The sequence below is a fragment of the Pseudomonas sp. NFPP07 genome (assembly GCF_900115645.1).
In the GTDB taxonomy this organism is placed as follows: Bacteria; Pseudomonadota; Gammaproteobacteria; order Pseudomonadales; family Pseudomonadaceae; genus Aquipseudomonas; species Aquipseudomonas chlororaphis.
The window spans coordinates 77,477-98,552 of record NZ_FOXG01000004.1; the positions used below are offsets into that span (position 1 = coordinate 77,477).

General features: G+C 65.3%; 21 protein-coding genes and 3 pseudogenes. 12 read left to right on the forward strand and 12 right to left on the reverse strand.

Annotated elements, in window-relative coordinates; all coding sequences use genetic code 11:
- Positions 1-352 precede the first annotated feature (352 nt).
- The 5 genes and pseudogenes from BM019_RS11510 (at position 353) to BM019_RS11530 (ending at position 3,025) form a co-directional block, all read left to right on the forward strand.
- Entirely contained in the window at positions 353-823 is a 471-nt protein-coding gene (locus tag BM019_RS11510) for an arsenate reductase ArsC (RefSeq protein WP_092418308.1), read from the forward strand.
- On the forward strand, positions 823-1,557 hold the full coding sequence (gene arsH, locus BM019_RS11515; protein WP_092418309.1) for an arsenical resistance protein ArsH: 735 nt from the start codon (positions 823-825) through the stop codon (positions 1,555-1,557). The genes BM019_RS11510 and arsH overlap by 1 nt, the downstream gene beginning before the upstream one ends.
- A gap of 87 nt (positions 1,558-1,644) precedes the next feature.
- Entirely contained in the window at positions 1,645-2,259 is a 615-nt protein-coding gene (locus tag BM019_RS11520) for a DNA-3-methyladenine glycosylase family protein (protein WP_092418310.1), read from the forward strand.
- Between the two features lie 173 nt (positions 2,260-2,432).
- Positions 2,433-2,561: pseudogene (locus BM019_RS31010) on the forward strand (DNA-3-methyladenine glycosylase 2 family protein); the annotation flags it as partial.
- A gap of 191 nt (positions 2,562-2,752) precedes the next feature.
- Positions 2,753-3,025 (forward strand): Ada metal-binding domain-containing protein, encoded by a 273-nt coding sequence (locus BM019_RS11530; protein WP_092418311.1) that lies wholly within the window; start codon positions 2,753-2,755, stop codon positions 3,023-3,025.
- On the opposite strand, the pseudogene BM019_RS11535 reads toward BM019_RS11530, so the two are convergent.
- The 6 genes and pseudogenes from BM019_RS11535 to dctP form a co-directional block, all read right to left on the reverse strand.
- Positions 3,009-4,106, reverse strand: a pseudogene (locus BM019_RS11535) (extracellular solute-binding protein). The gene BM019_RS11530 and the pseudogene BM019_RS11535 overlap by 17 nt on opposite strands.
- A 2-nt stretch (positions 4,107-4,108) precedes the next feature.
- Positions 4,109-5,233, reverse strand: a complete 1,125-nt coding sequence (gene aguA / locus BM019_RS11540; RefSeq protein WP_092418312.1) for an agmatine deiminase — start codon at positions 5,231-5,233, stop codon at positions 4,109-4,111.
- Positions 5,234-5,333: 100 nt separating this feature from the next.
- Positions 5,334-6,221: a LysR substrate-binding domain-containing protein gene (locus tag BM019_RS11545; RefSeq protein WP_092418313.1), complete on the reverse strand. Its 888-nt coding sequence runs from the start codon at positions 6,219-6,221 to the stop codon at positions 5,334-5,336.
- A gap of 191 nt (positions 6,222-6,412) precedes the next feature.
- The gene (dctM, locus tag BM019_RS11550; protein WP_007931262.1) at positions 6,413-7,696 is read right to left on the reverse strand and encodes a C4-dicarboxylate TRAP transporter large permease protein DctM; all 1,284 of its coding nucleotides are present in this window, start codon (positions 7,694-7,696) and stop codon (positions 6,413-6,415) included.
- Complete coding sequence (locus BM019_RS11555; RefSeq protein ID WP_092418314.1) at positions 7,696-8,328, reverse strand: TRAP transporter small permease; 633 nt, start codon at positions 8,326-8,328, stop codon at positions 7,696-7,698. The genes dctM and BM019_RS11555 overlap by 1 nt, the downstream gene beginning before the upstream one ends.
- A gap of 89 nt (positions 8,329-8,417) precedes the next feature.
- A complete protein-coding gene (dctP, locus tag BM019_RS11560) occupies positions 8,418-9,407 on the reverse strand; it encodes a C4-dicarboxylate TRAP substrate-binding protein DctP (protein ID WP_092418315.1) in 990 nt (329 codons plus the stop codon).
- A gap of 251 nt (positions 9,408-9,658) precedes the next feature.
- On the opposite strand from dctP, the gene BM019_RS11565 reads away from it, so the two are divergent.
- Both BM019_RS11565 and BM019_RS11570 read left to right on the forward strand, forming a co-directional pair.
- Entirely contained in the window at positions 9,659-11,236 is a 1,578-nt protein-coding gene (locus BM019_RS11565; RefSeq protein ID WP_092418316.1) for a phospholipase effector Tle1 domain-containing protein, read from the forward strand.
- Positions 11,236-11,889 carry a DUF2931 family protein gene (locus BM019_RS11570; protein WP_092418317.1) on the forward strand — a complete coding sequence of 218 codons (654 nt, stop codon included), beginning with the start codon at positions 11,236-11,238 and terminating at the stop codon, positions 11,887-11,889. Before BM019_RS11565 ends, BM019_RS11570 begins: the two co-directional genes overlap by 1 nt.
- A gap of 24 nt (positions 11,890-11,913) precedes the next feature.
- Here the strand turns inward: BM019_RS11570 and BM019_RS11575 are convergent, their stop codons facing one another.
- The 5 genes from BM019_RS11575 to BM019_RS11595 all read right to left on the reverse strand — a co-directional run bounded on the left by BM019_RS11575 (position 11,914) and on the right by BM019_RS11595 (position 17,527).
- On the reverse strand, positions 11,914-12,729 hold the full coding sequence (locus BM019_RS11575; protein WP_092418318.1) for an HpcH/HpaI aldolase/citrate lyase family protein: 816 nt from the start codon (positions 12,727-12,729) through the stop codon (positions 11,914-11,916).
- A gap of 168 nt (positions 12,730-12,897) precedes the next feature.
- Positions 12,898-14,103, reverse strand: a complete 1,206-nt coding sequence (locus tag BM019_RS11580; protein ID WP_092418319.1) for a CaiB/BaiF CoA transferase family protein — start codon at positions 14,101-14,103, stop codon at positions 12,898-12,900.
- A 20-nt stretch (positions 14,104-14,123) separates the two neighbouring features.
- Positions 14,124-15,473: an MmgE/PrpD family protein gene (locus BM019_RS11585; RefSeq protein WP_092418320.1), complete on the reverse strand. Its 1,350-nt coding sequence runs from the start codon at positions 15,471-15,473 to the stop codon at positions 14,124-14,126.
- Positions 15,474-15,483: 10 nt separating this feature from the next.
- On the reverse strand, positions 15,484-16,647 hold the full coding sequence (locus tag BM019_RS11590; protein ID WP_092418321.1) for an acyl-CoA dehydrogenase family protein: 1,164 nt from the start codon (positions 16,645-16,647) through the stop codon (positions 15,484-15,486).
- Positions 16,648-16,687: 40 nt separating this feature from the next.
- Entirely contained in the window at positions 16,688-17,527 is an 840-nt protein-coding gene (locus BM019_RS11595; RefSeq protein WP_092418322.1) for an HTD2 family dehydratase, read from the reverse strand.
- Positions 17,528-17,666: 139 nt separating this feature from the next.
- Here BM019_RS11595 and BM019_RS11600 point away from each other — a divergent pair, with 139 nt between their 5' ends.
- Both BM019_RS11600 and BM019_RS11605 read left to right on the forward strand, forming a co-directional pair.
- The gene (locus BM019_RS11600; RefSeq protein WP_092418323.1) at positions 17,667-18,554 is read left to right on the forward strand and encodes a LysR family transcriptional regulator; all 888 of its coding nucleotides are present in this window, start codon (positions 17,667-17,669) and stop codon (positions 18,552-18,554) included.
- 133 nt (positions 18,555-18,687) lie between these two features.
- Positions 18,688-19,254: a GNAT family N-acetyltransferase gene (locus BM019_RS11605; protein ID WP_085531304.1), complete on the forward strand. Its 567-nt coding sequence runs from the start codon at positions 18,688-18,690 to the stop codon at positions 19,252-19,254.
- 7 nt (positions 19,255-19,261) lie between these two features.
- On the opposite strand, the pseudogene BM019_RS31015 reads toward BM019_RS11605, so the two are convergent.
- Positions 19,262-19,363: pseudogene (locus BM019_RS31015) on the reverse strand (zinc ribbon domain-containing protein); the annotation flags it as partial.
- A gap of 56 nt (positions 19,364-19,419) precedes the next feature.
- On the opposite strand from BM019_RS31015, the gene BM019_RS11615 reads away from it, so the two are divergent.
- The 3 genes from BM019_RS11615 (at position 19,420) to BM019_RS11625 (ending at position 21,076) form a co-directional block, all read left to right on the forward strand.
- Positions 19,420-19,905 (forward strand): GFA family protein, encoded by a 486-nt coding sequence (locus tag BM019_RS11615; RefSeq protein ID WP_092418324.1) that lies wholly within the window; start codon positions 19,420-19,422, stop codon positions 19,903-19,905.
- Positions 19,906-20,009: 104 nt separating this feature from the next.
- Positions 20,010-20,255 carry a hypothetical protein gene (locus BM019_RS11620; RefSeq protein WP_009043441.1) on the forward strand — a complete coding sequence of 82 codons (246 nt, stop codon included), beginning with the start codon at positions 20,010-20,012 and terminating at the stop codon, positions 20,253-20,255.
- 5 nt (positions 20,256-20,260) lie between these two features.
- Entirely contained in the window at positions 20,261-21,076 is an 816-nt protein-coding gene (locus BM019_RS11625) for a MipA/OmpV family protein (RefSeq protein ID WP_092418325.1), read from the forward strand.

A 21,076-nucleotide genomic window follows, 5' to 3' on the forward strand; every position in this document is an offset into this window, starting at 1 on the left:
GGCCGGGAACCAAGCGCCAGCGCACCCGCTGGCAATAGTCGGCATAACCGGGCAACTCGGCCTGCAACAGCGGGTCCTCCCATGACGTGCGCAGGACCAGCAGCGCAGCAGCCAGCGCGGCGGGAGCCAGCGCCAGCAGTTTTTTGTCCCAGTTTTGGGTGCCCGCCTGGAAGCGGCTGCGCGCGCAGCCCCCCTGCCCAATCCGGAACCGAGACGCGCAACTGCGCTCGGTCGCTCCCCCCTATCGGCAGCTTGGCAACGCTCTTTCACATCCGTATATTCGAATAACCATATATTCAAGCCCGTGACGCCTGTTTAACGTCATGGCTCCCCCTCTGCCCGGAAGCCCCCGATGAAAATCCTCTTCATGTGCACCGCCAACAGCTGCCGCAGCGTTCTTTCCGAAGCCCTGTTCAACCATCTGGCGCCGGCCGCTCATCAGGCGGTGAGTTCGGGCAGCTTCCCCAGCGGCACGCTCAACGCCCGCGCCCTGGCCACCCTGGAACAGGCCCGTATCAGCACCGCAGGCCTGTACAGCAAAGGTTCGGAAGTCTTCGCCGACAGCCCGCCCGATATCGTCATCACCGTCTGCGACAAAGCCAGTGGCGAGCCCTGCCCGGTGTATTTCGGCCCGGCGCTGAAAAGCCACTGGGGGCTGGAGGACCCTTCGGAGGTCCAGGGCGATGAGCAGGCAATCCAGGCCGCCTTCGAGCAGACCGTGCAGAAAATCCGCCAGCGCTGCGCCGCCTTCTTCGCCCTGGACCTCGACCACCTCTCGCCCACCGAGCTGAAAAATGCCCTCGACCGCATCGGAGCGCTGTGATGAGCGACGACCGCAAGCCCAGCGAAGAACCGCTGTCCGCCCTTGACCTTGAACTGCTGCAAGCCTTGGCGCCGGAGCATCTGGAAACCCCGGCAACAGCCGCGCACAAACCGCGCATCCTGCTGCTCTACGGCTCCACCCGCGAGCGCTCGTTCAGCCGCCTGCTGACCCGGGAAGCGGCGCGCATTCTCGAGTTCCTCGGCGCCGAAACCTACATCTTCGACCCTAGCGGCCTGCCCCTGCCGGACGATGCGCCGGTGGACCACCCCAAGGTCCGGGAACTGCGCGAACGGGTGCTGTGGTCCGAGGGCCAGGTCTGGTGCTCGCCGGAACGCCATGGCGCCATGTCGGCGGTGTTCAAGGCGCAGATCGACTGGATCCCCCTGGCCCTCGGCGCGGTACGCCCGACCCAGGGCAAGACCCTGGCGGTGATGCAGGTCTGCGGCGGCTCGCAGTCGTTCAACACGGTCAACCAGCTGCGCGTGCTGGGCCGCTGGATGCGCATGTTCACCATCCCCAACCAGTCCTCGGTGCCCAAGGCCTTTCTCGAATTCGATGACGACGACCGCATGAAGGCCTCGCCCTTCTACGACCGGGTGGTGGATGTGATGGAGGAACTGATGAAGTTCACCCTGCTCCTGCGCGGCCGCGCCGACCTGCTGGTGGACCGCTACTCGGAACGCAAGGAAAGCGCCGCGGCGCTGTCCAGCCGGGTCAATCAGCGTTCGATCTAGGTTCACGGAACTCCAGCGCAAGAGACCGAGTGCAGCGCCAGGCATTGCTGGTTAATCTCTGGCAACGCCCATGGTCCAGGACTCTCCATGCCCGATCCGTTTCTTGAGGCCCGCGCCTTTCTGGCCGGGCTCGACCCCGACTGGGCTCGTCACATCGAGGCGGTCGGTCCGTGCCTGCACCAGGCCAAGCCGGCCCGCGAGCCCTGCGAGGCGCTGGTGCGGGCGATTGCCTATCAGCAACTGCACGCTCGCGCCGGCGATGCGATTCTCGGGCGTTTCCTGGGGTTGTATGGGCAAACCTTCCCCTCCCCCGAGCAGATCCTCGCCACCGCTTTCGAGCCATTGCGCGCCTGTGGCTTTTCCGCCGGCAAGATCGCCACTATCCGCGGCATCGCCGAGGCGACCCTGAGCGGCGTGGTGCCGGATTATCAGGCGGCCCGGGCCATGGACGACGAGGCGCTGATCGAGCGCTTGACCCGCCTGCGCGGCATCGGTCGCTGGACCGTGGAGATGCTGCTGATCTACAGCCTGGAACGCCTGGACATCCTGCCCGCCGACGACTTCGGCGTGCGCGAAGGCTACCGGCGCCTGAAGGGCCTGGAACAGCAGCCGACCCGCAAGCAGATGATCGAGATCGGCCTGTCCTTGCGCCCGCATCGCACGGTGGCGGCCTGGTACCTGTGGCGGGTGCCGGCGCGCTGACGGGTGTGTTCATTGCAGGCACAGCGGATGCCAACACTTGTAGCCGCTGCCGAGCCCGCGAGGCTGCGATCGGGGCGCAGCCCCGTAAACCTGGCGATGCAGTTGGCGCGGTTCTGGCGACCGCTACGCGGTCGATCGCAGCCTCGCAGGCTCGGCAGCGGTACAGGAGGGATGAACACTACCGGCGCCTGAAGGGCCTGGAGCAGCAGCCGACGCGCAAGCAGATGATCGAGATCGGCCTGTCCTGGCGCCCGCATCGCACAGTGGCGGCCTGGTACCTGTGGCGGGTGCCGGCGCGCTGACGGGTGTGTTCATTGCAGGCACAGCGGATGCCAACACTTGTAGCCGCTGCCGAGCCCGCGAGGCTGCGATCGGGGCGCAGCCCCGTAAACCTGGCGATGCAGTTGGCGCGGGTCTGGCGACCGCTACGCGGTCGATCGCAGCCTCGCAGGCTCGGCAGCGGCTACAGGAGGGACGGATGCAGGAGGGACGGATGAACGCCGAAAAAAGCTGGCGGTTGCTCGATGCCCAGGGCAACACCTTTCTCAGCGAACAACCGGGCACCCTCGGCGGCCACCGTGGCAGCCGGATCTACGGGCGGCTGGACTGCCCGGCCGCCCTGCGCGCCATCGCCCGCGGCGGGTATGTCCGCCAGCGGGTGTTCTTTGCCGACGAGGCCAGCGCCCGCAGCGCCGGTTATCGGCCCTGCGCCCGCTGCCTGGCGCAAGCCTACGCCGCCTGGCGCGCGCTCACAGCCCCGACTTGAGGCGGCTGAAGGCGCGGATCAACGCGCGGTTGAAGGCCTTGCCGTTGTCGTTCTTGCTGTACAACGAGGCCCGCACCTCGGGGGGCGGATAGGTGCCGGGGTCGTTGCGGATCGCCGGATCGACCAGGGCATCCGCGGCGTTGATGGCGTTGGCGTAATGGATGGTGTCGGTGATCGGCGCGATCACCTGCGGGGTCATCAGGTAATCCATCAACGCCAGCCCGGCCTCCGGGTGCGGTGCATCCCTGGGAATGACCATGGCGTCGAACCAGATCAGCGTGCCCTCCCTGGGGATGCGATAGCGCAAGGTGAAGGGCTTATGCGCCGCCTCGGCCTGCCCGGCGGCGATCGCCACGTTGCCGTTCCACGACATGGCCACGCAGGTGTTGCCGTTGGCCAGGTCGCTGATGTTCAGGTCGTTGTCGAAGTAGCGGATATAGGGCCGGATCTTCGCCAGTTGCTGCTCGGCGAGTTTCAAGTCGTCGAGGTTCTGCCGGTTGATGTCCAGGCCCAGGTACTTCATTACCGCGGCGAACACCTCGTTGGGATCGTTGAGCAGGCTGACCCCGCAGTCGGCGAATTTCGCCACCACCGCCGGATCGAACAGCATCGCCCAGCTGTCCCGCGGCGCCTGCGCCAGGCGCTGGCTGACCGCCTGCTCCTGATAACCGACACCGGTGGTGCCCCAGGCATAGATCCCGGCATAACGGTTGCCCGGGTCGAACACCGCCATATGCTGGCGGAACTCCTCGCCGACCCCGGCCAGGTGCGGCAGGCGCTACTTGTCCAGGGGCTGAAGCGCGCCGCTGGCGATGGCCCGGGACAGGTGCTGGCCGGCGGTCAGCACCAGGTCGTAGCCGCTGCGCCCGGTCAGCAGCTTGGTCTCCACGGTTTCCAGGGAATCGAAGTGATCGACCACCACGCGGATGCCGGTCTGGCGCTCGAAGTTGTCCAGGGTGTCCGGGGCCAGGTACTCGCCCCAGATATACAGATTGACCGTGGGTTCGGCCTCGTCGGCCGCCTGGGCGCACAACGGCGCCAGCACCAGCAGCAACGCGCCGCCCAGCCTGTGCAGGTTCATGTTCAGCCCTCTTCGCCGGTGCGCCGGGGAGCCGCGTATTGCGGCATGGTGATGCAGGCGACGTTGCCGCCGCCGAGGAGGATTTCCCGTGAATTGTCGATGCCGACGATGCGGTGCCGGGGAAAGAGTTCGGCCAGGGTGGCCAACGCTGTTTTGTCGTTACGGTCGCCGAACAGCGGCACCACGATCGCGCTGTTGCCGGCGTAGTAGTTGATGTACGAGGCACAGATCCGCGTGCCGGCCTGGCGCGCATGGGTGCTGTCCAGCTGGTCCAGGCCTTCGGCTTCGGCGGCGGTCCATTCCAGCACGTCCGGCTGCGGCAGCTTGTGCACCACCAGCTCGCGGCCACGGCTGTCGCGGGTGCTGCGCAGGATGTCGTAGGCCTCCTGGTAGATTTCCCACTGCGGGTCGTCGCGGTTGTCGGTCCATTGCAGCACCACTTCGCCGGGGCGCACGAAGCACGCCAGATCGTCGACATGGCCGTCGGTCTCGTCGAACTTGCAGCCGCGCGGCAGCCAGATCACCTGCTCCGCGCCCAGGTAGTCGGTGAGGCGCCGAGTGACCTCGGCCTTGCCCAGGTGCTGGTTGCGATTACGGTTGAGCAGGCACTGCTCGGTGGTGAGGAGACTGCCCTGGCCATCGCTCTGGATGCCGCCCAGTTCGGCGATCAGTGGCGCGCGGTAGCGGTCGAGGTTTTCGATTTCGAGGATCTTGGCGGCGATCTGGTCGTCCTTGTCCCAGGGGTAATACAGGCCGCCGTCGAGGCCGCCATAGGCGTTGAACTCGAAGTCGACGCCGCGCACTTCGCCGCTCTGCTCGTTGACCACGAAGCACGGCCCGCTGTCGCGGAACCAAGTGTCGTTGCAGGTCATTTCCACCACCCGCACCTGCGGCGGCAACAGCCGGCGGGCATTGGCGAACTGGGCGGCGGAAGCACAGACGGTGACCGGTTCGCTCTGAGCAATCGCGGTAACGATCCGCACCCAGACCTTCTGCGCCGGCTTGGCGCCATTGCGCCAGACGTCGGTGCGCTCCGGCCAGCCGAGCCAGCAACCGGCCTTGGCTTCGAATTCGCCGGGCAGGCGGAAACCATCGTGTTTAGGAGTGGTGTCGAGCAATCGGGCCATGGGGCAAACCTCGTCGGTGCTGGGGAATGGCCATCAAACTAGCGCCGCGCCGGGTCAAGGCACCAACGATGAATATTGCACGACAGTTGAATTCAACTCATCAATCGCTCAACTGATCGCTGAACCAGTCCAGCAACTGCATCAGCGCCGGGCGCTCCAGGCGCACCCGCTCGCACACCAGGGCGTACTGTCCCAGGGCGGTCATGCTGACGGCGTTGAAGGGCCGGACCAGACGGCCATTGAGCAAGTCTTCCTGGGCCGTGAGATTGTCGCCCATGGCCACGCCCTGCCCTTGCGCCGCCGCTTCCAGCGCCAGCCCGGCGTGGGCGAGATACAACTGGCGCGCCGGGCGCAAATCGCCGGCGTGGCTGCTCAGCCAGGCGGTCCAGGTCTTGCCGTCCTGATCGTCGTGCAACAGGCAATGGCGGGCCAGGTCCCGCGGGCTTTTCAGGGTGCCCTGGTTGAACAGCCCGGGGCTGCACACAGGGAAGAACTGCAGGCTCGGCAACGGCCGCACGAAGTAGGCGCTGCTGTCCTGCGGGCCGCTGCCATAGGTGATCGCCAGGTCGATGTCTTCACCCGGCACGCTGGCGTCGATCGGCTGTTCATAGAGATGCAGGGTGATATGCGGGTAACGCGCGGAAAAGTCCGCCAGCCGGCTCATCAGCCATTTCTGCGCCAGCTCGGCGGTCACCGCCAGGCGCAGCACCGCCAGGGAAGACGGATCGCGCAGCTCATCGCAGGCTTCGCCGATCAGCTCGAAAGCCTGCTGCAGGCTCTGCATCAGCCGCCCGGCCGCCGGGGTCGGGCGGATCTGCCGGCCCTCGCGGACGAACAACGACACCCCGAGTTGCTCTTCGAGCTGGCGGATCTGATGGCTCACCGCGCTGTCGGTGACACACAGCTCGGCCGCCGCCCGACCAAAATGCGCATGCCGCGCCGCGCACTCGAAAGTCCGTAATGCCGCCAGGGAAGGCAGACGTCGCATATCCAAGCCCCCAAAATGAAGGCGTCCATGCTGCCGCGATGCTGCGCCAGCGTCCAGCGCCCTGTAGGAGCGAGCTTGCTCGCGATAAAGCCTCAAGAACGCCGCAGTGTTCGAGGGCCTCATCGCCAGCAAGCTGGCTCCTACAAGGACTGTGCAAGCTCGCTCCTACACCTACCCGTAAGGGTGGTGCGTCAGTTCATCCCCAGCCAGTTCGGCAACGCCAGGGAAATGAACGGCACGTAGGTCACCAGGATCAGGAACGCCAGCAGGATCATCAACCACGGCAAGGCCGCGCGGATGGTCTGGCCGAGTGTCAGGCCGGTCACCGCCGAGGTGACGAACAGGTTCAGGCCCACCGGCGGATGCACCAGTCCGATCTCCATGTTGACCACCATGACGATCCCCAGGTGGATCGGATCGATGCCCAGCTTCATGGCGATCGGGAAGAAGATCGGCGCCAGGATCAGCACGATGGCCGAAGGCTCCATGAAGCTGCCCGCCACCAGCAACACCACGTTGACCATCAGCAGGAAGCCGATGGGCGACAGCCCGGCGTCCATGACGAAGGTGGTGATCTGCTGCGGGATTTGCTCGGTGGTCAGTACATGGGCGAAGAGCATGGCGTTGGCGATGATGAACATCAGCATGATCGACAGCCGCCCCGACTCCACCAGCACTTTCGGGCAGTCGCGCAGGCGCATGTCCTTGTAGACGAACAGCGCGACGAAGGCCGAATACACCGCCGCCACCGCCGCCGCTTCGGTCGGGGTGAACAGGCCGCTGTAGATGCCGCCGAGGATGATCACCAGCAACAGCAGGCCCCAGAAGGCCCGGCGCGCGGTGCTCAGCCATTGGCGGAAGGACACCCGCGGTTGCGCCGGCAGCTTCTTGATCCGCGCGACGATGTAGATCACCACCATCAGGATCACGCCCAGCAGCAGCCCCGGCACCACGCCCGCCATAAACAGCTTGCCGACCGAGGTTTCGGTGGCCGCCGAATACACCACCATCACGATCGACGGCGGGATCAGGATGCCCAGGGTCCCGGCGTTGCAGATGATCCCGGCGCCGAACTCCCGTGGGTAACCGGAACGCACCATGCCGGCCACGGCGATCGAACCCACCGCCGCCACGGTCGCCGGCGACGAACCGGACAGCGCGGCGAACAGCATGCACGCCAGCACCGCGGCAATCGCCAGGCCGCCACGGATGTGGCCGACGCAGGCGTTGGCGAAATCGATCAGGCGTTGCGCCACCCCGCCGGTGGTCATGAAGGCCCCGGACAGCAGGAAGAACGGGATCGCCAGCAAGGTATAGGCCTCGGAGGTTTCGAACAGCTTGATCGCCAGGGAGCTCAGGGAGTCCGGGCTGAACAGCAGGATCGACGTGGCGCCGGCCAGCCCCAGGGAAATGGCGATCGGCACGCCGAGGAACATGAACACGAACAGCATCAGAAACAGGCAGAGAATGGCCATCAGTGCTGATCCTCATGGTGACTGGCAAGCTTGCTGGCCTCGGCCGCCTCATCGGCCAGGCCCAGGTTGATCTGCCCGCGCATGAGGATGCGCCACATGATTTCCAGGTAGCGGATCAGCACCAGGGCAAAACCGAAGGGCACGATCATCGCGATGTGCGACAGGTGGATGCCGAACTGGTCCAGGTCCTCGGCTTCGATGCCGGCCTGGATCAGCGCCATCAGCCACTTGAAGCTGGCGACCATGAACAGCCCGGCGTAGACCATGCAGCACAGGCAGGCGATCACCGCCAGCAGGCGCTGGGCCGGGCGCGAGGCCAGCTTGACCAGCGCGTCCACCCCCAGGTGCCCGGCGGTGCGCACGCCGTAGGAAATGCCGAAGAAGATCAGCCAGCCAAACAGCATCTTGGTCAGCGCCACGCTCCAGACCATTTCCTGGGCCAGCTCCATGAGGAAGTCGCCGATCCCCAGGAACAGCGCGCTGCCCCCTTCCCAGGCATCGCCGATGGCGTAGAACAGCGGGTACAGGTTGTTGAGCACCACGTAGACAAAAGTCACCAGCGTCATGGCCGCCAGCAGGAAGGCGATGAACGCCTCTTCAAAATGTTCCCAGAACCGCCTCAGCCTGTGCATTGAGGTTCTCCGCGAAAGTGCCAGTGGAGTGCAGCCCGATAGCGGCTGCCGATGGGCCGCTGCGAGCGCAGCGGCCGGGATGCAGGTGGTTATGGCGCCTGGTTGGCGGCTTCGGCGGCCTGGATCAGGTCGGCGCCGATATCGCCCTCGAACTTCTTCCACACCGGGCGCATGGCTTCGCGCCACTCGTTACGCTGCTCGGGAGTCAGGGCGACGATTTCGCTGGTCTTGGCGTCGATGATCTTCTGCCGGGACGTCTGGTTCAGGGCTTCGGCCTGCTTGTTCACTTCCACCGAGACCTCGGCCATGATTTTTTCCAGCTCGCCGCGCACATCCGCCGGCAGGCCGCTCCAGAACCTGGCGTTGGTGATCACCATGTAGTCGATCAGGCCGTGGTCGGTCTCGGTGAAGTACTTCTGCACCTCGTGGACCTTCTGGCTTTCATAGTTCGACCAGGTGTTCTCGGTGCCATTGACCACGCCGGTCTGCAGGCCCTGGTAGACCTCGGCGAAGCTCATCTTGCGCGGGTTGGCGCGCACCGCCTTGAACTGTTCCTCGAGCACGCTGGAAGCCTGCACGCGGAACTTCAGGCCGCGGGCGTCCTTGGGTTCCACCAGTTTCTTGTTGGCCGACAGCTGCTTGAGGCCGTTGTGCCAATAGGCCAGGCCGAGGATGCCTTTGTCCTGCATGGCGGTCAGCAGCTGCTTGCCCTCGGCCTGCTGGAAGCGGTCGACGGCGGCGAGGTTGTCGAACAGGAATGGCAGGTCGTAGATCTGCACCTTCTTGGTGTACTGCTCGAACTTGGCCAGGGACGGCGCGAGCAACTGCACGTCGCCCAGCAGCAGCGCCTCCATTTCCTTGCCGTCGCCGAACAGCGAGGAGTTCGGATACACCTCGACCTTGACCCGGCCCGGCAGGCGCTCCTCGGCGAGCTTCTTGAACAGCAGGGCGCCCTGGCCTTTGGGGGTGTTTTCCGCCACCACGTGGGCGAACTTGATCACGATAGGGTCGGCGGCCTGCGCAAGACCGGCGCCCAGCAATGCGGCGGCACAGAACAACGCCCGGGAGAGCTTGAACATGGACTTCACCTTCTTATTGTTGTGGTTGATCGCAGAGTGCCTAAGGGCACGCGTATTGAGAATTTTGAATTTTTGATACCTGCGTTCGCCTGGGCCGAACGCCGCGCGCTACCGGCGATAGGCGCCTGAAGTTCCATCCCCCTACGATGGAATCAGCCGCAACCGAGCCTGTTGCAGATTCCTCCTAAATCCCTGCCCCGCCATTCCCGGTACGGTTTTCAGCGACCCTTTCGCTTGAACCAGGACCCGCCATGGCCAGCAACGGACCCGGGCCAATGCCCAACCTTCTACGGCCCGCCAATCCCAACCAAAGCCCCGCTGAACGAGCCGCAGAGACCGAACAACCCAGCTACGGCGAACAGCTCTGGGCGCAGTATGAGAAATACACCAAAGAGCCTGCGCCACCGCCTGAAAAGATTCAGGTGGCGCTGCGCATCGGCGTGTTCTTCGATGGTACCGGCAACAATGCCGGCAACTCGGCGATGGGCGAGATTTGCGGGGCCCAGCATGCCATCGAGCCCAAAGACATCGATGCCAGTTGCAAGCCGTATATGAGTGATCCGCAGAGTAGTTACGGGAATGGGGTGAGCAACATAAAGCTGTTGAGAGAGCTGTACTACTTCCCTCGAAAAGCTGAAAGCGAAGGTCTGCACAAGCAAGCCTTTCGCTCAATTTATATCGAGGGCATCGGCACAAAGACACGCGAGAAAGACAGTGTGATCACCTCAGGAACCGGACGTGGAGAAAGAGGTGTCTTGGGGTGTGTACAAAGGGCATTTCGTGAAATTGAGGAACTTATACGTGAAACCCATAAAGAGAATCTCGAAAGTGAAATCACTTCACTGACCTTCGATGCCTTTGGCTTTAGCCGAGGCGCGGCAGCAGCCCGGCATTTCGCCAATGAAGTGGTGCGCTGGCTCGGACCGCTGCAACTGATTTTGCATAGCCATTGCGAGGCCCTCAGTCCCAACTTCAACCGGCAGTACGGCCACGATGTCGATATGGGGTTTATCGGCCTGTTCGATACCGTGCCGTCGGTTGCCGGATTGAGCAACCTGGGCAATGTGCGCAGCGCCATTGCTCCCGGTATCAAGCTCCACCTCGACCCCCGCTACTTTCGCTCGGTAGTGCAACTGGTCGCCCGCGACGAGTACCGGGCCAACTTCGCCCTGAGCCGGGTCAAGCCCGACCACCTCGAGATTGCCCTGCCCGGCGCGCATTCGGATATCGGCGGCGGCTATCTGGATGAGGTGCAAGAGTGTGTGCTGATCAGCCCTATGCAAGCACTGGAGGTGCCTATCAATACCGACGTGACCCGTACCTCGATTTACCGGGATGCGATCCAGGCAAGAACACGCTGGCTCGCCAAGGGTTGGCCTGCGCAATGGCTGGAAATCGTCACACCAGAGCCGCTGTTGATGCCCCAGGAGCCACAGGACCGCCTCGGACCACGAAGAAAACGGGTGTATGCCGGCCTGCAGCTCAAGAGGCCAATGAGCAACAAACTGTCGAGGGTGTATCTGCGGGTCATGTATGAATTGGCGAAGGAGAATGGCGTGCGCTTTAAGGGGATTGACGAACAGGATCCGGACTACGCCATCCCGCAAGAGCTTCAAGCTCTTTGTGACAGGTTTGTCGCCGGCGACTACAGTACGACGCCTGCTGAAGATACGATGCTCAAACTGCGCTATATCCATCTTTCGGCCCACTGGAACCACCCGCTGGGCAAACAGCATGGCGGCAGCCTTAAAGTCGTCTATATCAACGCTCCCACGGTGGATGCCGTGCGTGTGCAACATCCTCACGTACCTGACTGGACGCTTTGGTAATGAGAGTATTCATCGCCCTGCTGGGCACACTGCTGTTAAGTGGCTGTCACGCTGATCCGCTTTCTGGAAAAAACGACCCAAAAGCCCCTTGGTGGCAGCTTGGCTTTATCGAGCCGTTCTACATGGAGGTCTGGGTCGAAGACAGCGCCGTTGAAGACATCAACGGCAAGCTATTCCTTCGCACGGGTAAAGGCTCCGCTGCAGGTGGCGACCTCGGTTATGACAAAGAATGGGCCAGAGGCTGGGGGGATAAAGTTGGAGCCAGTGGATGGTCAGTGGTGGGGGCCGACCTGCCTAAGCGTATTTATGTGCGCTGGCAATCAGTTGTGGAACCCCAAACTTATCGAGCATGGATAGCTATCCCGGAAGAAGCCCGGAAAATCATGACTACCTCAACGAATCGACGCTGCCCGGAAACTCCGCACCAGACTGCCCGCTACATGGCATCGGTCTATCTGGGCCTCGCTCCTGGCGGCATCGTCCAAGTCTGGGTCAGGGACGAATGCCATCACCCGGTCAAAGTCGCCCGCGCCCAGGGTGAAATCGAGCCACTGGGCCCACACCTGGGCAAATCCAACGGCCACTATTACCCCCTGTCCGAAAACTCCAAACGCTACATAGAGCGATACGGCATTCCCTATGGCAGTTGGTAACGCGCTCCCGCGCGATTGCAGTATTCAGGAACTCAGCGCCAACAAGCGCTGGGCCCGCAGCAGCACTGGCGCGTCGACCATCTGGCCGTCGATCTGGTAGGCGCCGGCGCCGTGGCTGCCGGCGTCCACCACCCGTTGCGCCCAGGCCAGGTCTTCGGCGCTGGGGGCCAGGGCCTGGTGGATCACCGGCACCTGTTTCGGGTGGATGCACAAGGCGCCGGCAAAACCCATTTCATAGGCGTGGCGAATGGACTGGCGCAAACCCTCCGGATCGTCGATCGCCGGGTGCACGCCATCCAGCGGCGGCACCAGGCCGGCGGCGCGCGAATGCAGGATCAGCGCCAGCCGCGCCTGGTCCAGGGCGAACTGCGCCGCCGCCGAACCGCTGTACAGGTTGAGGTCCAGCGCCAGGTCCAGGCCGCCGAAGGACAGGCGCTGCACCGCAGGAGCCCGGGCGATTTCCGCCAAAGCCAAGAGCCCGCGCGCGCTTTCGATGATCGGCCAGATCTGCTTGCCGGTGGCCGCCACGGTCGCCACCTGGGCGGCGCTTTCGACCTTGGGCAGCAGGATGCCGACCACCCCGGCCTGGGCTTTGCAGAACGCCAGGTCGGCGGCATGTTCGGCATGTTCCGGGGCATTGACCCGCACCCACAGCCGCGCCTGGGGCTGGCTGTTGAGGAACTGGCCGAGGTTGTCCCGGGCCTGGCGCTTGAGCGGCTCTTCCACGGCGTCCTCGAAATCGACGATCACCGCGTCGGCGCCGCTGGCCAGGGCCTTGCCGAAACGCTCGGGACGGCTGCCCGGGACGAACAAGGCGGAGCGGACAATTGGGTTGGGCATGTTGAATTCCTTGTATGTGATGTGGGGTCCGTGGACCGTGCTGTCTCCCCCTCCCTTGTAGGAGCGAGCTTGCTCGCGATGAGGCCCTTGAAAACCGCGGCAGTCTTGAGGGTTTATCGCGAGCGAGCTCGCTCCTACAGGGGGGCCATGCAAGCCGGCAGGTCGGTTTCAGATCACGCCATTGCTTCGCAACTGCTCGATGGCATCGCTGGACAGCCCCAGTTCGGCGAGGATCGCGCCGCTGTGCTGGCCCAGCCCGGGGACGCCGTCCATGCGCGGCTCGAACGCGGCGTTGCGCGCCGGCGGCAGCAGCGACGGCAGCTTGCCGGCCGGGCTGTCGACCTCGCGCCAGCCGTCGCGGGCCTTGAGCTGCGGGTGCTGCCACACGCCCTGCATGTCGTTGACCCGGGCGCTGGCGATCTGCGCCTGCTCCAGCCGCTCGATCACCGCCTCCACCGTCAGCCGGGCGAAGCTGTCGACGATGATCTGGCGCAGCGCCTGGCGATTGGCCGAGCGCTTGAAGTTGGCCGAGAAGCGTTCGTCGCCGGCAAGCTCGGGCATCAGCAGCACCTTGTCGCAGAACGCCGCCCACTCGCGCTCGTTCTGCAGGCCGAGCATCACCGTGCCGCCATCCCCCGCCGGGAACGGCCCGTAGGGGTAGATGGTCGAGTGCGCCGCGCCGGCCCGGGGCGGTGGCGGCGCGCCGTCGAAGGCGTAGTACATCGGGTAGCCCATCCACTCCACCAGGCTTTCCAGCATGCTCACGTCGATGCGGCTGCCCTGCCCGGTCCTGCCACGCAGCAACAGCGCCGAGAGGATGCCGCTGTAGGCGTACATGCCGGCGGCGATGTCGGCGATCGAGCAGCCGGCCTTGGCCAGTTGATCGTCACCCGGGCCGCCGGTCACCGACAGGAACCCGCCCTCGCTCTGGATCAGCAGGTCGTAGGCCTTTTTCTTCTCATAGGGGCCGCCCTCGCCATAACCGGAAATGTCACAGACGATCAGCCGCGGAAAACGCTGGTGCAGCGCCTCGAACGACAGGCCCATGCGCGCCGCCGCGCCCGGCGCAAGGTTCTGCACCAGCACATCGGCCTGGGCCAGCAGGCGTTCAAGAATGTCGCCGGCGGCGTCCTGCTTGAGGTCCAGGGTCAGGCTTTCCTTGGAGCGGTTGGTCCAGACGAAATGCGAGGCCAGGCCGCGCACGCGCTCGTCGTAGCCACGGGCAAAATCGCCGCTGCCGGGGCGCTCGACCTTGATCACCCGGGCGCCCAGGTCGGCCAGTTGGCGGGTGCAGAACGGCGCGGCGATGGCGTGTTCCAGGCTGACCACGGTGATGCCGTCCAGCGGTCGGGGTTGTGCGGTATTGGGTGTCATAAGGCGTCCTCGGGGCGGGTTCAGAGCAATTCGTTCAGTCGCGCGGTGTCGCGCAGGCTCCACACCTGGCGGATCAGGGCCGCGCCCTGCTCCGGGGTGCGGGCGCCGGAGAAGCGCAGCAGGCGCTGGAACTTGTCCGCCAGCTCGGCCCGCGACAGGCCGTTGCCCGGATCGCCCTTGGGCTCGTCGATGGCACCGTGCAGGGTGCGGCCATCGTCGATGCCGACCACTACACGGCCCAGCCAACGCTGCGGATAGGCGCGATCCACCTCGGGGTCGAGGGCCATCGACACCTTGTCGCGAAACGCTGCCACCGCCGGGTCGTTCAGCGCCAGCTCCTGGAACTCCGGCAGCCCGGCCTTGCCATGCACGGCGATCAGGCCGAGCACGGTGCCCATGGAGAACTTGGCCTGGTGCACGGTCTGCGGCACCTTCACCCGCCCCAGCACATCGATGGCGCCCTGGTGCACGCGGGTTTCCACGCTGACGATCCGCTCATGGCTGAGGCCTTCGCGCTGCATCAGCGCCAGCAAGGCATCGGCGGCCGGATGGGTGTGGCGGCAGGAGGCGTGGAACTTGAACGAGGTTTCCAGCAAGGCCCAGCGACTGCCCAGACGGTCGGACAGGCGCGTCGGCTCGGCATCCCAGGACATGCCCGCGGCCATGCCCTGCTCGCCTTCGAGAATATTGCGCGCGCCGCTCAGCCCGTCGCGGGTCAGGTAGGCGGCGAGCAGCCCGTCGGCCGCGGCCTTGGCCGTGTGCAGCTGCTTGGAGTCCGCGGCGTCGCGCAAAAACTCCCAGAGCCCGGCGGCCTGGGTCCCGGCGCTGCCCAGCAGGTTGATGAACTGCGTCTGGTCGAAGTCCATCAGCTTGCCCACCGCCACGGCGGCGGCGAGGGTGCCGACGGTGGCCGTGGTGTGGAAGATCCGGTAATGGGAACGGCCCATGAACTCGCCAATGCGGATCCCCGCCTCGTAGCCGGCCACCGCCGCCAGCAGCAGCTCCTGGCCGGACTTGCCGAGGTCCTGGGCCGCCGCCAACGCGGCCGGGAACACCACGGTGGCCGGGTGCAATACCGAGCTGTTGTGCAGGTCGTCCTGCTCCACCAGGTGGGAAGACGCGGCGTTCACCAGGGCGGCGAAATAGGCCGAGCTGCCGCGGCCGTTGACCAGGATCCGCGCCGGACCATCGGCCGGGCCCATCTGCTGGGCGTAACGCTCGAACAACGGGATCGGATGCGCACCCTGGCTGGCCAGGGCCGAGCCGAGCCAGTCGAGGAACAGCTCTTCGGTGCGCGCCAGCACGCTGTCGGGCAACTGCGGGTAACTCAGGCCGGCAAGGAACCCGGCCAAGGCTTGGGTATGGCTCATGCTCGGTTCCTCAGAAGCTGCGCGGCAGTTCGAGCAGATGCTCGGCCACATAGGACAGGATCAGGTTGGTGGAGATCGGCGCCACCTGGTACAGGCGGGTCTCGCGGAACTTGCGCTCGACGTCGTATTCACAGGCGAAGCCGAAACCGCCGTGGGTCTGCAGGCAGGCGTTGGCCGCCTCCCACGAGGCCTTGGCCGCCAGGTACTTGGCCATATTGGCGCTGGCCCCGGCGTTGCCGCCGCTGTCGTACTCCTCGCAGGCGCGCCAGCGCATCAGGTCGGCGGCCTCGATCTCGACATGGGCTTCGGCGATGGGGAACTGCACGCCCTGGTTCTGCCCGATGGGCCGGCCGAACACCACGCGGTCGCGGGCGTACTGGCTGGCCTTTTCGATAAACCAGCGGCCGTCGCCGATGCACTCGGCGGCAATCAGCGTGCGCTCGGCGTTAAGGCCGTCGAGGATGTACTTGAAGCCCTTGCCCTCCTCGCCGATCAGGCTGTCGGCGGGGATTTCCAGGTTGTCGAAGAACAGCTCGTTGGTCTCGTGGTTGACCATGTTGGCGATCGGCTGCACGGTCAGGCCGTGGCCGATGGCCTCGCGCAGGTCGACCAGGAAGATCGACATGCCTTCGGACTTCTTCTTGACCTCGGCCAGCGGCGTGGTGCGCGCCAGCAGGATCATCAGGTCGGAATGCTGGATCCGCGAGATCCACACCTTCTGCCCGTTGATCACGTACTTGTCGCCACGCTTGATCGCGGTGGTCTTGATCTTGGTGGTGTCGGTGCCGGTGGTGGGCTCGGTGACGCCCATCGATTGCAGGCGCAGTTCGCCGCTGGCGAGCTTGGGCAGGTAGAAGCGCTTCTGCGCTTCGCTGCCGTGCCGCAGCAGGGTGAACATGTTGTACATCTGCCCGTGCACGGTGCCGGAGTTGCCGCCGCAGCGGTTCACCTCTTCCAGGATCACCGAGGCTTCGGCCAGGCCCAGGCCCGAGCCGCCGTATTCGGCCGGGATCATCGCCGCCAGCCAGCCGGCGTCGGTCAGGGCCTTGACGAAGCGTTCCGGGAAACCTTTTTCTTCATCGATCTTGCGCCAGTAGGCGGCATCGAATTCGGCGCACAGGGCACGCACGCCTTCACGGATGGCATTCAATTCTTCGTTGCTGTTGGGGTTCATCGAACGGCTCTCCGCCTGTGGTTATTGTGCTGGGATGGGGTCATTCCGGGATGGCGTCGAACAGCACTTCGCCGCGCTGGGCCAGGCCGGCGTCGTTGCCGGCCCAGAGCTCGGCGACGCCGGGGCGGACGATGCGCCCGCCGACCTCGAACGGCTGCGGCGCGATCAAGGGCCGCAGGCCGCGATAAGAGAAACGCCGCAGCCGGGCTCCGGGGTGGGCGCGGCAGAAAGCGCGCAGGCTGAGGGTGGCGATCAATGGGCCGTGCACCACCAGCCCCGGATAACCTTCGGTCGCGGTGACGTAGGGAAAGTCGTAGTGGATGCGATGGCCGTTGAAGGTCACGGCGCTGTAGCGAAACAGCAGGGTCGGGCTGGGCTCGACGGGTTCGCGCCAGTCGCCCTGGATCAGCGGCTCGCCGCTGGCCTGCTTGGGCGGGGTCGGTTCGCGGTAGACGATGTCCTGTTCCTCGCGAATCGCCAGGCGACCGTCCTGGGAATACTCATGGCACACCGTGACGAACAGCAGCGCGCCGGTGCGCCCGGTCTTTTCCTCGACCTGGCTGATGGTCGACACGCATTGCGCCTCGAACCCGGCGCGCAGCGGCTCGAAGAACTCCAGCCGGCCACCGGCCCACATGCGGTTGCGATTGGCCGCCGGCGGCAGGAAGCCGCCACGGGCCGGATGGCCGTCACCGCCCAGGGCGCTTTCGGTCAGGGGTTCCTGGAAAAAGCACCATTGCCACAGCGGCGGCAAGGCCTCGCCAGGGGCCGGCACGGGTTCGCCAAAGGTCGCGGCGATGCGCTTGAGCAGGTTGTCGCTGAGCAGGTCTCGGGCTTGCTGGCTACGGCCAGTCCAGGCGTTGGGGTCGGTCACGCTCATCGGGTCGGGTCCTGTGTTGCAGTGGTAGTGCGCCCGATCATGCAAGCCGCTGTGCGTTCTGAGAATTTGCATTTCAATAAACCGGCGTTCGGTTATGCTGAACGCCGCTTTGCCCCCTCTTCACTCCAGGAGCCCGCCCATGCATTTCGACCTGGCCGACCTGCGCCTGTTTATCCATATCGCCGAATCGCCGAGCCTGACCCAGGGCGCCAAGCGCGCCTTTCTCTCGCCGGCGGCGGCCAGCGCGCGGATCAAGGCCCTGGAAAGCCAGCTCGAGACCCGCCTGCTGTACCGCGACAGCCGCGGTGTCGAAGTCACCCCGGCCGGTGAGCGGCTGTTGCAGCATGCGCGGCTGATCATGCGCCAGGTGGACTACCTGAAAAGCGAGTTCACCCAGTACGGCGGCGATTCCACCGGGCATATGCGCATCTTCGCCAACACCACGGCGGTGACCGAATTCCTCCCGGAAATCCTCGCCGGCTTTCTGTCGAAACGCCCGGGGGTCACGGTGGACCTGCAGGAGCGCCTGTCCCGCGACATCGTGCGTGGCGTGCTCGACGGCACCGCCGACATGGGCATCATCGCCGGCCCGGTGGAGGCCAGCGGCCTGCAGGTCCTGCATTTCAGTACCGACCACCTGGTGCTGATCCTGCCGGTCGACCACCCGCTGGCGACGCAGCCGGCGGTGCCCCTGGAGCAGACCCTGGCCTACCAGCACATCGGCCTGCACGAAGGCAGCACCTTGCTGAGTTTTTTGCGCGAACACGTGGAGCGCACCGGCAAGCAGTTGTCGCTGCGGATCCAGGTGTCGAGCTTCGAAGCGATCTGCCGCATGGTCGAGGCCGGCGTCGGCATCGGCATCATTCCCGAATCGGCCGCGATCCGGCACAGCCACACCATGCAGCTGGTGACGGTGAAACTCGACGAGGCCTGGGCGGTGCGCGAGCGCAGCATCATAGTCCGTGAGCTGGAGGCCCTGCCCGGCACCGTGCGGGCGCTGATCGCCACCCTGATGCCCGAGGCCTGATCGCTCGGGGCCAATCTACCCCCTGGCGCAAAACCCTCTGCGACACCGCCGCCCGTTGACCTGAATCAAGGGCCCGGCGCCTGACAGGTGTGAATGTTCAGGCAATCCTCTGCACCTTCACGGAGACTTGCCCATGACCAGCACCGCCCTCCACACGCCTGCCCTGGCCGCCTTCGCCCAGTACAAAGGCGAACACTGGATAGACGCCCTCAACGACGGCAGCCCGGTGCTGATCCGCCCGTTGCGCGCCGAAGACCGCGAGCGGGAAAAGGCCTTTATCGAGAACCTCTCGCCGACCACCCGGCACCACCGCTTCCTGGGTGAAGTGAAGGAAGTCGGCGAGGCCCTGCTCAGCCAGTTGATGGACGTCGATGGCAGCCAGCGCGTGGCTTACGTGGCCCTGGTCCACGACAACGGCTCGCTGCGGGAAATCGGCATCAGCCGCTACGCCACCATCGGCGCCGACGCGGACACCTGCGAGTTCGCCGTCACCGTAGCCGACGAATGGCAGCACCAGGGCCTGGACGCCTTGCTGATGCGCCATCTGGTCGACCGGGCCAAGGGCCAGGGCTTCAAGCAGATGTACTCCCTGGATTGCCCGGCCAATCACCGCATGCGCGAACTGGCCGCGACCCTGGGTTTCCACCGCGCCATCGACCCGGACGATGCGACCCAGGTCCGTTACCACCTGGCGCTGTAGGCCGGCCTCAGCCCGCCGCCCCGCCACACTGCGCGCAAAACCGCGCGCCGGCGGCCAGCGTGCTGCCGCACTGGCGGCACGCGGCGGGCTGTGGCGAGGTCCCGCACTGCTGGCAAAAACGCGGCTAGGCTGACGGTCATAGCCCATGGATCGCCGGAGGTCGTCATGCAACTCGAAGGTTCCTGCCATTGCGGCGCTGTCCACTTCAGCCTGAACAGCGCCCACCCCTACCCCTATCAACGCTGCTACTGCTCGATCTGCCGCAAGACCCAGGGCGGCGGTGGGTATGCGATCAACCTCGGCGGCGATGCCGCCAGCCTGAAAGTCCGCGGCCGCCAGCACATCTCGATCTACCACGCGCTGCTCAGGGAACCCGGCAAACGCGCCCGGCGCAGCAGCGCCGAACGGCATTTCTGCAGCCGCTGCGGCTCCGGGTTGTGGCTGTTCAGCCCAGAGTGGCCGGAACTGATCCATCCCTTTGCCTCGGCCATCGACACGCCGTTGCCGATACCACCGGAACACACCCACCTGATGCTCGACTCCAGGGCGCCCTGGGTGGAAATCGACTGGCATCCCCACGACCTGCAATTCGCCCACTACCCCGAGGAGTCCATCGCCCAGTGGCATGAGCGCCTGGACCTGGAACGCTAAGCGCCGGGCATTCACAGTCTTTGACAGTTTTGCGACAAAGCTGCCAAAGATTGCCCGCGCCCGCGTCCCTAGCATGAGCGCATCCATTTCCCCACGGGTGCGCCATGTACGGTCGATTCTTCACGCTCTTCATTGGTGTGCTGCTCGGCGGCCTCAGCTGCCAGGGCACGCCGCCCCCGACGCCCAGCGTCGAACCGCCGCCTGAAATCGCCACGCCCCCCGAGACCGCCCTCCGCGCCAAGCCGGCCCCTGTCGCCCCGGCGCGCAAGGTCGCCCAGCGCCCGCGCGATGGCCTGGGCAGTTCCTATTCCAAAACCAACGACCACTCCCACACCCTGCTGAGTTTCTAGCCGCGATGAAGACCTCGATCCGTCCAAAAACCTTATGCCTATCCCTTGCTACGCTGCCTCTGGCTTCGCTGTGCCTGCTGACATCCAGCGGCCCGCTCTACGCCGCGGACTGGCAATACCAACTTCAAGCCGGCGTGGCCAGCCTGCCGCGCTACAGCGGCAGCGACGAACGCACAGTCGCGCCGATCCTGGGCGGCGAAATCGTCAGCCCCTACGGGGTGTTTCTCAACACCGAACAGGGCCTTGGCTGGGGCAACGAATGGGGCGACCTGGCGTTCAGCACCTGGGTCGGCCCCAGCGCGGCACGCAAGGACCGCAAGAGTGGCTACAAGGGTTCGGACCATCTCGCTGGCATGGGCTCGATCAAGTCCCGCGCGCAGTTTGGCGCTCACCTGGGCTACACCCTGGGCACCGTGGAGCTCGGGGCCACGCTGCAGCACGCGCTGAAGAAGAATGATGATCACGACACCGGCTCGGCCTACAACCACCTGCAACTGAGCATCGGCAGCATGCTGTATGAGGGCCGGTACGGGCGCCTCGAGGGCAGTCTCAACAGCCAGTTCGGCGACGGCGACTACCTGCGTACCTGGTATGGCGTCAGCGTGGCCCAGGCCGGCAGGACCCGCTTCGGCGCCTATCGGCCCAAGGGCGGTTTTCTCAGCCGGGGCGGCGACCTGACCTGGACAGTGCCGGTCAGTGAACAGATGAACGTATCGACGGTGCTGGCGCTGCAGTACCTGGGCCGGGAAGCGGCAGACAGCCCGATTGTCGAGCGGCGGCTGCAGACGTCACTGGCCACCACCCTGGAGTACAGCTTTTAA